The 12,200-nt window shown below is 51.5% G+C and carries 13 protein-coding genes and 1 riboswitch; of the genes, 6 read left to right on the top strand and 7 right to left on the bottom strand.

The window, feature by feature from the left end; genetic code table 11:
- Nucleotides 1-20: 20 nt before the first annotated feature.
- Nucleotides 21-497 (top strand): hypothetical protein, encoded by a 477-nt coding sequence (locus Q7T66_RS18055; RefSeq protein ID WP_370691655.1) that lies wholly within the window; start codon nucleotides 21-23, stop codon nucleotides 495-497.
- 95 nt (nucleotides 498-592) lie between these two features.
- Here Q7T66_RS18055 and Q7T66_RS13940 read toward each other — a convergent pair whose 3' ends face one another.
- From Q7T66_RS13940 to Q7T66_RS13970, 7 genes are all read right to left on the bottom strand, one after another.
- Nucleotides 593-1,657, bottom strand: a complete 1,065-nt coding sequence (locus tag Q7T66_RS13940; RefSeq protein ID WP_304933928.1) for a GTP-binding protein — start codon at nucleotides 1,655-1,657, stop codon at nucleotides 593-595.
- Nucleotides 1,658-1,731: 74 nt separating this feature from the next.
- Nucleotides 1,732-2,259: a Fur family transcriptional regulator gene (locus Q7T66_RS13945; RefSeq protein WP_304933929.1), complete on the bottom strand. Its 528-nt coding sequence runs from the start codon at nucleotides 2,257-2,259 to the stop codon at nucleotides 1,732-1,734.
- A 125-nt stretch (nucleotides 2,260-2,384) separates the two neighbouring features.
- Complete coding sequence (gene xerC / locus Q7T66_RS13950; protein WP_304933930.1) at nucleotides 2,385-3,341, bottom strand: tyrosine recombinase XerC; 957 nt, start codon at nucleotides 3,339-3,341, stop codon at nucleotides 2,385-2,387.
- A gap of 8 nt (nucleotides 3,342-3,349) precedes the next feature.
- A complete protein-coding gene (locus tag Q7T66_RS13955; RefSeq protein ID WP_304933931.1) occupies nucleotides 3,350-4,018 on the bottom strand; it encodes a DUF484 family protein in 669 nt (222 codons plus the stop codon).
- A 148-nt stretch (nucleotides 4,019-4,166) separates the two neighbouring features.
- Nucleotides 4,167-5,018 (bottom strand): diaminopimelate epimerase, encoded by an 852-nt coding sequence (dapF, locus tag Q7T66_RS13960; protein ID WP_304933932.1) that lies wholly within the window; start codon nucleotides 5,016-5,018, stop codon nucleotides 4,167-4,169.
- 68 nt (nucleotides 5,019-5,086) lie between these two features.
- Nucleotides 5,087-5,986: a lipid A biosynthesis acyltransferase gene (locus Q7T66_RS13965; protein ID WP_304933933.1), complete on the bottom strand. Its 900-nt coding sequence runs from the start codon at nucleotides 5,984-5,986 to the stop codon at nucleotides 5,087-5,089.
- Entirely contained in the window at nucleotides 5,983-6,855 is an 873-nt protein-coding gene (locus Q7T66_RS13970) for a lysophospholipid acyltransferase family protein (protein ID WP_304933934.1), read from the bottom strand. The genes Q7T66_RS13965 and Q7T66_RS13970 overlap by 4 nt, the downstream gene beginning before the upstream one ends.
- A gap of 190 nt (nucleotides 6,856-7,045) precedes the next feature.
- Between Q7T66_RS13970 and metK the strand changes: the two genes are divergently transcribed.
- From metK to metF, 5 genes are all read left to right on the top strand, one after another.
- Complete coding sequence (metK, locus tag Q7T66_RS13975; protein WP_112990751.1) at nucleotides 7,046-8,209, top strand: methionine adenosyltransferase; 1,164 nt, start codon at nucleotides 7,046-7,048, stop codon at nucleotides 8,207-8,209.
- Nucleotides 8,210-8,284: 75 nt separating this feature from the next.
- A complete protein-coding gene (locus Q7T66_RS13980; RefSeq protein WP_304933935.1) occupies nucleotides 8,285-9,214 on the top strand; it encodes a M14 family zinc carboxypeptidase in 930 nt (309 codons plus the stop codon).
- 52 nt (nucleotides 9,215-9,266) lie between these two features.
- Nucleotides 9,267-9,345: riboswitch (S-adenosyl-L-homocysteine riboswitch) on the top strand.
- A gap of 42 nt (nucleotides 9,346-9,387) precedes the next feature.
- Nucleotides 9,388-10,812, top strand: a complete 1,425-nt coding sequence (gene ahcY / locus Q7T66_RS13985; protein WP_304933936.1) for an adenosylhomocysteinase — start codon at nucleotides 9,388-9,390, stop codon at nucleotides 10,810-10,812.
- 164 nt (nucleotides 10,813-10,976) lie between these two features.
- Nucleotides 10,977-11,321 carry a phage holin family protein gene (locus tag Q7T66_RS13990; RefSeq protein ID WP_304933937.1) on the top strand — a complete coding sequence of 115 codons (345 nt, stop codon included), beginning with the start codon at nucleotides 10,977-10,979 and terminating at the stop codon, nucleotides 11,319-11,321.
- Nucleotides 11,318-12,169: a methylenetetrahydrofolate reductase [NAD(P)H] gene (gene metF, locus Q7T66_RS13995; RefSeq protein WP_304933938.1), complete on the top strand. Its 852-nt coding sequence runs from the start codon at nucleotides 11,318-11,320 to the stop codon at nucleotides 12,167-12,169. The genes Q7T66_RS13990 and metF overlap by 4 nt, the downstream gene beginning before the upstream one ends.
- Nucleotides 12,170-12,200 lie beyond the last annotated feature (31 nt).

The raw sequence follows: 12,200 nt of genomic DNA, 5'->3' as shown, positions 1-12,200 counted from the left end.
CTGGTGCGGAGAGGACCTTTTTGCTGCTGTCTGCTCCAGACCGAGATGCGTCTTTTTTTACGGTTACCGCAATTGCCTTGGTCGCGCTTGCAGTAACTTTCTTAATTGGTTGCGCTACTGCCTTAACAGGAGCTTTTGCTTTGACTGCAGGTTTCGCTACAGGTTTCACATTCTTTGCCGCGGCGGTTTTCTTGGCCACCACTTTTGTTTTTGCAGCGACCTTGGTGGATTTTACCGCACTCTTCGCTGGCGCTTTTTTTGCTGCCTTGGCTGCCGATTTAACAGCAGGCTTGGTCGCCGGTTTGACTGCCTTTTTCAGTGCCTTGACGATTTTCCCTGCGAGCGTTTTTGTCGCTGACTTTGCAGTTGACTTCGCCGCGGTCGTTTTGGCTGCCGGTTTGGAACGAGCAGGTGTAACGGCCTTTTTAGTGGCAGTTTTTTTTGCGCTTTTTGCAGATTTTGTGACGGTTGCGTTCATAGTCCCTTATCCTCAATGAACTTTCCCACACTCGGATCCATCGTGCTCTGCGTGCGATTTAATGCCTTTCGCATCGCCCCGGCCGCTCTATCCTGAGCTAAAAACTGGGCTAGTTTATACCAAACATTGTTCCAATCCGTAAATAAAAGTTTCTTTTGGCAGATTCTGTCCGATAAATACCATTTTGTTAGAGCGGATTTCATCCTCGCCCCACTTGCCGCCTATGTCGGTGCCCATGATCTGGTGCACGCCTTGGAAGACCACTTTGCGGTCAGCGCCATCCATCCACAAGACACCTTTATAGCGCAACATGCGCGGCCCGAAAACCTGCACGATACCGCCGAGGAATTCATCCAGCTTCTCGGTATTGAATGGTCTGTCGCTCTTGAATACGAAAGCGGCGATGTTATCGCTGTGATGGCCGTGATGGTGGTCATGATGATGGTGCGCATCGTCGCCATCGTGAGTGCAGGCGGCATCGCAGGAGTGGTCGTGATGCTCGTGATCGTGTGCATGTTCTTCGGCCGCGATGAAGTCGGGATCGATTTCCAGTTTGTCGTTCAGGTTGAAGCCGCGCAGGTCCAGCACGTCAGCGATTACTACTTTGCCGAAATCGATAGTGCTGATCGGTGCACGCGGATTGATGCGTTTGATGCGTTCGGTCAACATCTTTAATTCGTCTGCGCTCACCAGATCTGTTTTGGATAACAGCAATTTGTCGGCGAAACCTACCTGGCGTTGTGCTTCTTCATAGGTGTCGAGTTGGTGCATCGCATGCTTGGCATCGACCACGGTGATGATGGCATCGACCAGATAGTCGGCTGCTACTTCTTCATCGATGAAAAAAGTTTGCGCGACCGGGCCGGGATTGGCGAGCCCTGTGGTTTCGATGACGACGTGATCGAATTGCAGCTCACCATCACGACGACGTTGCGCCAATGCAGTCAGTGCGACGATCAAGTCGCCACGCACGGTGCAGCAAATGCAACCATTGTTCATCTCGACGATTTGCTCGGTGCCATCCTGCACCAGGATTTCGTTGTCGATATTTTCCTGGCCGAATTCGTTTTCAATCACCGCAATCTTGAAGCCGTGTGGCTCTTGCAGAATGCGATTGAGCAGCGTGGTTTTGCCTGCGCCCAGAAAGCCGGTCAGGATGGTAGTAGGAATGAGTGCCATGAGTTTTAATTCTTGCGTTAAAAGCGTTGGTTCAAATGAGCTATTGAATCGTGAGCTGAATTACCACTGTGTATTTAATGTGCGGCGCAGTCGGCGCAAAACCCCTTGATGGTCAGTTCTATCTCGTGGCTTTGAAAGCCTTTACCCAGCGTGCTTTGCAAAACCTTTTGTAATTGCTGGCGCAAGGTTGCAGCCGATGGGTTGATGTTCTGTTTAGCGTCCGGTGCCAGCAATTGTTCATCGACGTTATCGATGCAAAACACCTTGGCGCAACGCGTACATTTGAAGTGACCGTGCTGATGTTGTTGCGTCGGATGTTTGCCGTGTGCGATTTCTTCCATGCCGGCGTTATAGCGGAACACGCGATCATCGCCAGCGATCTTGTGCGCCAATCCCGCGTCGGTCAGGCTATCCAGGGCGCGGTACAGCGTGACTCTGTCCATCTCGAGCAGCGTGTCTTGTATGTCCTGATGCGAAAAAGCATAACGCGCGCCCAGCAATGCGGCCAGCACCTTGATGCGTGCATCGGTGGCGCGCACTGAGGTGGTACGTAACTGGCTTTCAGCCAATGCCAGCAAATCTGGAGCGGTGGATTTTTTCATGATGATGCAGTGATGAAGTGATGCGCAGATTATGCCGCAATTTGCAATTGAGTTGCAATATACCTGTTTCTTGTAAAGTCTGGCTTTGGTGGGTTGCCGGTATCGCCGGCCTGTCAGAATGTTTGCTAGATCTTTTTCTTGGCGCGTGGATGCGCCGCGTCGTAGACCTGCGCCAGTCTTTGAAAATCCAGCGAGGTATAAATTTGTGTAGCTGAAATGGACGCATGACCTAGCATTTCCTGCACAGCGCGCAAGTCGCCGGATGATTGCAAAACATGCGAAGCAAAAGAGTGCCGCAGCACATGCGGATGCACATCCATAGGTAAGCCAACCGCCTGAGCATGCGCTTTCAGACGCAGTTGAACCACGCGCGCTGACACACGTGTGCCACGCTCACTCAAGAACAGCGGATGTGGATCGAGTTTTACCAAGGTGTCGCGTATCGCCAGCCATGACTTGAGTGCGTCTATCGCCGCTTGCCCGATAGGCACGCTGCGCATCTTGTTACCTTTGCCGGTAACCATGACTTCGTGTGCATCGAAATCTATCCAGCCTGCGGAAACGTAGTTTTTTTCCTTGGCATATCTAAAGTCTAGTCCGACCAGTTCTGAAACGCGCAAGCCGCTGGAATACAGTAATTCAAACATCGCGTGATTGCATTGCTGCATCGCGGAGTCTGCATTTTTCCCTGGACTGGTTTCTGCTACCAGGCGCACCGCATCGTCGGCTGCCAACGCTTTCGGCAAGGGTTTGGTGCGCTTCGGTGCCTTGATGCCATCGACCGGATTCGACGTAATCGCGTTTTGTTCAGATAGCCAGTTGAAGAAGCCGCGCCATGCAGAAAGCTTGCGTGCAATCGAGCGCGCGTTCAAACCATGCGCATGTAATTGAGCGGCGAATTTTCTGACCTGGAAATGAGTGACAGCTGAGAGAGATGCGGTGCCGTCAGTTGCGGTCGCCAGCGCGAGCAATTCAAGCAAATCGCGTCTATAGCTGGTGACGGTGAGCGGCGACAATTGTCGCTGGCTGATCAGGTTATCGAGATAACCATCCAGATAAGCCTGATTGCCTGCAACGCTCACGATGGGATTTAGTCGAGCAAACTCGACAGCGCAGCGCTGGCGGTTTGACCAATGTTGGTCAAAAAGTCAGTCGCCATATCCGAAGTGAAACGATGTGGATCGGATGAGCCGAGCACCAGCAAACCGAAGGCTTCAGTCGCATCATCCAAACGCAAAGGCAGCAAGGCCAGCGATTGAATTGACGGCGCATCTTCCAACCATGAAGCCGCTTCAAAATCGTTGTTGCTGCCGCAGAAAGGCACGGTCAAGCCGTTCGAGAACAAACGTGAATCTGCAGAAACCGGCGCCGCAAACCATGTGTGTGCGAATTCTTCGGACACGCCCCACAAACGTAAAGTGACGTGCGGCACAGAGAACGCGTTTTGCAAACCGGTCGTCAATGTGTGCGGCAGATCGACATCGTTGCGTGCTAATAACAGCGAGCGCGTCCATGCATGAAACTTGTGTGAAATTTGATCGTTCTCTTGGCCGATGCGGATCAAATCAGCCATGCGCATTTCCATGATCTTGAACTTTTCGCGCATCACATCCATTTGTCGTTCTTGCAAAGACAAGGTGCGGCCGCCGAGTGGGCTAGACAGTTTTACCTGTGCCAATACTTCAGCATGTTCTTCAAAAAAATGCGGAGTGTTCAGCAAGTAGTCGGCAACGGCGTTGGAGTCCAGTGGAGATGTCATGTGTCTTGTTTGAATAGAGAAAACTGTGGGCAAAAGCGCCAAATCGACATCGTGCGGATTTGCGATCGATGTTCGGCTAATTTGCGATGATTTTAACCGACATCGGCGCTTGGCAAGCAATTCTGCTGATGTCGATTAAGGTTGAATTCTAAAGTTCGATTTCGCCTTCGAATACCGTGACGGCCGGGCCGGTCAGCAAGACCGGCGATGAGCTGCCAGCCCATGCTATCGATAATTCACCGCCGCGGGTTTGTACCTTGACTGGTGATGTCAACAAGCCACGTCGAATGCCGGAAACCACCGCCGCACAAGCGCCGGTGCCGCAAGCCAATGTTTCGCCGGCGCCACGTTCAAACACGCGCAATTTGATTTGATGGGTGTCGATGACTTGCATGAAGCCTACGTTGACGCGTTTTGGAAAGCGCGGGTGATGCTCGATCAAGACGCCGTCTTCGCGCACCGGCGCGGTTTCGACATCGGCCACAACTTGCACTGCATGCGGATTGCCCATAGACAATGCAGCGATCCAGTAGGTCTCACCTTTGATATCCAGCGGCCACAAGGTTTCGTCGCCATCTGCTTTGCAGAGCAAATCGGTGGTGTTGAAAGGTACGTCTTCCGGCGTCAAAATCGGCGGGCCCATATCAACCGTGATCTGACCATTCGCTTCCAGCCGCGGCTCGATAATGCCGGACATGGTTTCTACCTTGATCGCATGTTTGTTCGTCAGTTTTTTGTCGGTGACAAACTTGACGAAAGCGCGCGCGCCGTTACCGCATTGCTCGACTTCGCCGCCATCGGCGTTATAGATCCGATAGCGAAAATCAACGCCCGCTGCCTGCGGTTTTTCGACCACCAGCATTTGATCGGCACCGACGCCAAAGCGACGGTCTGCCAGATATTGCCATTGCGTTGGCGTGAAATCGATGGCTTGATTGATGGCATCGATGACAACGAAATCGTTGCCGGCGCCATGCATTTTTGTGAATTTGATTTTCATTTTTCGATTATAAAGCCGCTGACCGTGCATGGTAAAAATGCCTGCACGTATTCGCATTCATGCATTGCTTAGTAAGCAGGAGGCACTTCATCCGATGTAATGGATTCGTAGAAGCTGGTTTCTCCTGCTGGACGCGTTTTGAAGCGCTTGTGTGTCCAGAAATATTCGGCTGGCGCTTCACGCGCGCGGTCTTCGATGAATGCGTTCATCGTGCGCGTCGCTGCGGTGACGTCATCGCCCGGGAAGTTTTCCCAAGCCGGGTAAAACTTGATAGTCCAGCCGCGGTAATTCGGCAAATAAGTGGCGACCACCGGAATTACTTTGGCATTAGTTGCTGCCGCGATGCGCGCGGGAGCGGTCAACGTAGCTGCGGGAATCCCGAAGAAAGGAACGAACTCTGCATCCTTCTCGCCAAAATCCATATCCGGCAACATGAAGAAAGGCAGATGTTCGCGCATGGCGCGGATAATGGGTTTGACGCCATCGCTGCGCGAAAATAATTTGACCGGACGAAAGCGCGAACGGCCCTTGCGCAATACTTCATCGAAGACCGGATTCAATTGTTGTGTATAGATAGAGCACAACGAAGATTCCAGCATCACCGCGACGCCGGCGACATCCAGGCTGACGAAATGCGGGCACAAAAGAATAGTCGGGCTGGCATTGATTTCAGCCAGCGGTACGGAGGGTTCAACTATGATCAATCTGCGCAAACGTGCTTCAGATCCCCACCACAAAATGCCGCGTTCCAGCACGCTGCGCGCGTAATACTGGAAATGTTTTTTCGCAATGCGCTGGCGTTCTTCTGCAGTCCATTCAGGAAAACATAATTCGAGATTAATCAGCGTAATGCGGCGCCGTTTTTTCTTGTAAACAAACAGCAGACTGCCGATGGCTTCGCCCAAACGGGCAATCACTGGTAAGGGAAACCAATGCAGTAGCCACATCAAGATGACCATCAATCTCATGCGAGGTCCTTGTCTGGATTGGCGGTTTGCGATTCACTTGGAGCTGCAACGCCAGCTGGCACTTTGTAATGGTTATAGCTCCAGAAATATTGTGCAGGGCAGAGCGCGATTAGTTTTTCCATTGCGGCATTGATGGCGCGTACTTGTTGTTCAGGGCTGAGGTCTGCTTTCATCGTGAATGACTGCAGATGCAAGCGATAACCTTGGCCGCGTGGCAGACGTTCGGCGAATGCCAATATCATCGCGGCGCCTGTCATTTCCAGCATCTTGGCTGGCAAGGTCATGGTGTACGCAGGTTTGCCAAAGAAATCAGCCCACACGCCTTCACCATTTTGCGGGACCTGGTCCGGCAGCAAGCCGATGGCGCCGTTACGTTTCAATACTTTGAACAGGCTGCGTACGCCGCTCAAATTTGCAGGAGCCAAAGACAGATTGTGGCGCGTGCGCGCATCTTCGATCAGCGGCTTTAATGCTTCCTGCTTAGGCGGGCGATATAAAACAGTCAGTGGCAATTTAGCGGCAGCAACCTGGGCTGATATTTCAAAGCAACCTAGATGTGGCGTCAAAAATATAATGCCGCGCTTGGCCTCTTGTGCGGCTTCGACCACATTCCAATTGTCGACTTGAATAGACTTGAGTACGCGCTGTGGGGATGCGCACCAGACGAAGGGCAACTCCAGCATGTTCTTGCCGGCTTCGGCAACGGCAGCCGATAAATGCTCGCCAAAACCCGCTTGTTGAATATTTTCTTGCAGGCGGCTACGGTATTTTGATGAGGAAAGATAAACAGCCCAACCGAGCGCGCTGCCAATTGCATGCAAAAGTGGCAAAGGCAAAAAAGATAACAGGCGGAAAGTGAGGACGAGCATGCGATTTTTTGGAGGATTCGACCCTATCTCACAAGAGACTTTGCCGATTTATTTCAAGAGGCGTAAAATAGCACAAAGCAGCAACCGCCGAGTTAATGACAACTTGCGAGACGGTATATAAATTTCGCTAAAGCGTCGCAGGCTCACTTAGTTGACCGCGACATCCAACCAACTATAGAAAGACCCTGCGATGGCTAATGATTTTTTGTTCACCTCCGAATCCGTCTCTGAAGGCCACCCTGATAAGGTTGCCGATCAAATCTCCGACGCGATCCTCGATGCAATTTTCCAGCAAGACCCAAAAGCGCGCGTAGCGGCTGAAACTCTTTGCAACACTGGCCTGGTTGTTTTGGCTGGTGAAATCACCACGTTTGCCAACGTCGATTACATCGAAGTCGCGCGTCAAACCATCAAGCGTATCGGTTACGACAACGCTGATTACGGTATCGATTACAAAAGCTGCGCAGTTTTGGTCGCATACGACAAGCAATCGCCAGACATCGCACAAGGTGTCGATGAAGGCGCAGGTATTGATCTCGATCAAGGCGCTGGCGATCAAGGCTTGATGTTTGGTTATGCTTGCGACGAAACGGCAGAATTGATGCCGGCCGCGATTCACTATGCGCACCGCATCGTTGAGCGCCAATCAGAATTGCGCAAAGATGGTCGTTTGCCATGGCTGCGTCCGGATGCAAAATCGCAAGTCACCTTGCGTTATGTTGATGGCCGTCCAGTGTCGATTGACACCATCGTATTGTCGACGCAGCACGCTCCAGAAATGCAACACAAAGACATCGAAGAAGCTGTCATTGAAAGCATCATCAAACCTGTCGTACCGGCTGAATGGTTGAAAGACACACGTTTCCTGGTCAATCCAACAGGTCGTTTCGTCATCGGCGGTCCGCAAGGCGATTGCGGTTTGACCGGTCGTAAAATCATCGTTGACACCTACGGCGGCGCAGCTCCACACGGTGGCGGCGCGTTCTCCGGCAAGGATCCATCGAAGGTCGATCGTTCCGCTGCTTACGCTGGCCGTTATGTTGCGAAAAATATTGTCGCAGCTGGTTTGGCAGAGCGCGCGCAGATTCAGATTTCGTACGCAATTGGCGTGGCTAAACCAACCTCGGTGATGGTCACAACATTTGGTACAGGCAAAATCAGCGATGAAAAAATCGCGCAATTGGTGCTCGAGCATTTCGACCTGCGTCCAAAAGGCATCGTGCAAATGCTGGATCTGTTGCGTCCGATTTATCAAAAAACTGCAGCCTACGGTCACTTCGGTCGCGAAGAACCAGAGTTCACCTGGGAACGTACCGACAAGGCAGCAGCATTGCGCGCAGCAGCAGGACTTTAATTTCAGTCTTTAATTGTGCGTAGCCGGATCAACCCTGTCGGGTTGGCCGGCTTTTTTTCTTTTCAAGGTTTCTCGATGCGCGTTTCAAGCTTGATTGGTAAGTGGACTATTTTCATGGCGACGGTATGCACGCTGGCCTTGCCGTTTTCCACGCATGCTGAAAACGCAGTTGCCTCGAAGTCTGGCGAATTGTGCGATCGCTTGATTACACGCATGCCGACTGTCAACAAAGCCATGTGTGTGAAAGGCGGCTTCGTCCCGACTGGACGTTATTCGCTACAAGGTTTTCCCTTGCTCGCCAAAGATGTGCCTGCACTCAATCGCAATAAAAAGAAACCGCCTTTGCGCGTGCTGCTGATGGGAGGCATACACGGCGATGAACTAACGTCGGCAGCGATCGTGTATCGCTGGGTAGATAGCATGAACGGCCCGGCGGCGCAGCGCATAGATTGGCGCATTATGCCGGTGGTGAATCCTGATGGTCTGCTGGCGAAAAAAGCCATGCGTATGAACGCCAACGGCGTCGATCTGAATCGCAATTTCCCAACACCTGATTGGGACAAGGAAGCGCCTAAATATTGGCAAGCACGCACGCGTGCTGATCCGCGTCGTTTTCCCGGCAATTCACCTTTGTCAGAGCCGGAAAGTCGTTGGGTTGAGGATGAAATGCACGCCTTCAAACCGGATGTAATTATCTCGGTGCATGCGCCTTTTGGCGTACTGGATTTCGATGGTCCGGCGCAGCCGCCACGCAAGTTCGGCCGCTTGTTACTGAATCGCGTTGGTGTTTATCCCGGATCGTTGGGCAATTACAGCGGCGTGCACAAGAACGTGCCGGTGATCACGATAGAATTGCCGAATGCACAAAAAATGCCGCCTGAAGCTGAGGTCAGGCGTATCTGGATAGATATGCTGGGCTGGATCAAGGAAAATGTTGAATCCCAGTCAACTGCGCCCGGCGTGCACTCGGTTTCGCTACCTGACACGACTGCGCCCAAAAAGTAAATTCCCGGAGTCGAGCATGGTCGCGAATCAATTTTTCGTTTAAAATAGCAGCCGCATCAAGGAGCGTTGCGATAGATCTCTCGATCTACCAGGCTTGATGCGGTCAACACCAGCAACTGCGCTCACGTTTCTTTTTTTCTAACGAAAGGAGGGCGTGATAAACGCCGCAGCCAATGACTACCTCTACTAAATTCACCGATTACGTTATCGCCGACTTGTCCCTGTCTGTTTGGGGTGACAAGGAAATCAAAATCGCCGAAACCGAAATGCCTGGTTTGATGGCAATTCGCGAAGAATTCGCCGCTGCACAGCCTTTGAAAGGCGCACGCATCACCGGTTCTATCCACATGACGATTCAAACCGCCGTGTTGATCCAGACGCTGGAAGCACTGGGCGCACAAGTGCGTTGGGCATCGTGCAATATCTATTCGACACAAGATCATGCAGCTGCTGCAATCGCTGCTGCCGGCACAGCTGTATTCGCTGTCAAAGGCGAAACGCTAGATGACTACTGGGAATATACGCACCGCATTTTTGAATGGCCGAACGACGCTAAAGGCGCACCGGTTTATTCGAACATGATTCTGGATGATGGCGGCGATGCAACCTTGTTGTTGCATCTCGGTACCCGTGCTGAAAAAGATATATCTGTTTTGAACAACCCAGGTTCGGAAGAAGAAATCTGCCTGTTCAATTCGATCAAAAAACATCTGGCCATCGATGCAAGCTGGTATTCGAAACGTCTGCCAGAAATCCTCGGCGTGACTGAAGAAACCACCACCGGTGTGCATCGTTTGTATCAAATGCATAAAGACGGCAAATTGGCTTTCCCAGCGATCAATGTCAACGATTCAGTTACCAAATCCAAGTTCGACAATCTGTACGGCTGCCGTGAATCGCTGGTCGACGGTATCAAACGCGCGACCGACGTCATGATCGCCGGTAAAGTTGCAGTCATCGCCGGTTACGGTGACGTCGGCAAAGGTTCAGCTCAAGCGATGCGCGCATTGTCGGCACAAGTCTGGGTGACCGAAATCGATCCTATCTGCGCATTGCAGGCAGCGATGGAAGGTTATCGCGTTGTGACGATGGATTACGCGGTTGAGCACGGCGACATCTTCGTTACTTGCACCGGCAACTATCATGTCATCACACACGATCACATGAAGAAGATGAAAGACCAGGCGATTGTCTGCAACATCGGTCACTTCGACAATGAAATCGAAGTCGCTGCGTTGAAACAATACACATGGGATAACATCAAGCCGCAAGTTGATCACGTGATTTTCCCTGACGGCAAACGCATCATCTTGCTGGCTGAAGGCCGTTTGGTAAATCTGGGTTGCGGTACTGGCCATCCTTCGTACGTGATGAGCTCGTCGTTCGCTAATCAAACGATCGCGCAAATCGAGTTGTATGCCAACACCAAGAATTATCCAGTCGGCGTCTACACTTTGCCTAAACATCTGGATGAAAAAGTCGCCCGTTTGCAATTGAAAAAACTCAATGCACAATTGACGACACTGACCACTGAGCAAGCTGATTACATTGGCGTTGCGCAAGTTGGTCCGTACAAGCCAGAGCACTATCGTTACTAAGAAACTGTAATAGAAAATCACAGCAGCCTGACTAATTGCGTCAGGCTTGCTGTGTAAGCATCGCTGCTTTAGAGCAAATGTTTGATAGGTGTTGTCGTGTCGTTCCATTCATCATCTTGATGATGGCGCGGCCATTCCCTGAATAATATTTGAGGAGAAATCACATGCGCTTATTGTTAATCTGGGCAATCAATGCAGCGGCGCTGTTTGCGCTCCCTTATCTGATGTCGTCGATCACGGTCGACAGCGTAGGCACGGCGATTATTGCTGCGCTGGTGCTGGGATTGGTGAACGCACTGATACGTCCCATACTTGTTTTGCTGACTTTGCCGGTCACCTTTTTGACGCTGGGTTTGTTTATCTTCGTCATCAATGGTTTGATGTTCTGGGCAGTCTCGCAAATGGTGGGCGGCTTCCACGTTGCCGGTTTTTGGTCGGCGGTGGGCGGAGCGATTTTGTATAGCGTCATCTCGTGGATATTGTCCGCGCTCATACTTAAAGAAAAATGAAACAACAGAATTTCAGCATAGAATTTTTTCCGCCCAAGACTCCGGTCGGCGTGGAAAAATTGCGCGTCACGTGCGCCAAGCTGGCCGAACTGAATCCCAAGTATTTTTCGGTCACCTTCGGTGCTGGTGGTTCGACGCAACACGGTACGCTTGATACGGTATTGGAAATTCGTGGCGCAGGTCACGACGCCGCACCGCATCTTTCCTGCCTCGGTAGTTCGCGTGAAAGCCTGCGCTCGATTTTGCAGGAATACAAATCGCATGACATCAAGCGCATCGTTGCCTTGCGTGGAGATTTGCCTAGTGGTTATGGCGCGATGGATGCATCTTCCAGCGAATTTCATTACGCGAATGAACTGGTCGAATTCATACGCGCTGAAACTGGCGATTGGTTCCATATCGAAGTAGGCGCTTATCCGGAAATGCATCCGCAGGCCAAGTCGCCAAGTGACGATATCGCCAGCTTTGCGCGCAAGGTCAAGGCCGGTGCCAACTCTGCGATCACGCAATATTTCTACAATGCGGATGCTTACTTCCGTTTTGTTGAGGATGCGCGTAAAGCAGGTGCCGACATACCGGTAACGGCTGGCATTATGCCGATTACCAATTACACGCAACTGATGCGTTTCTCGGATATGTGCGGCGCAGAAATCCCACGCTGGATACGTTTGAAGCTGGCTAGTTACAACGACGACACCGATTCGATCAAGGCATTTGGTTTGGATGTCGTGACGGATTTGTGCGAGCGTTTGTTAGCTGGTGGTGCGCCAGGTTTGCATTTCTACACCTTGAATCAGGCTGCCGCTACGCACGCGATCTGGAGTCGTTTGAACTTGTCACAGAAATAATTTGAACGTATAGATGCAAAAAGAAAAAGCC

The organism is Herminiimonas sp. (assembly GCF_030655415.1).
This window is presented reverse-complemented; position numbering and strand designations above follow the sequence as displayed.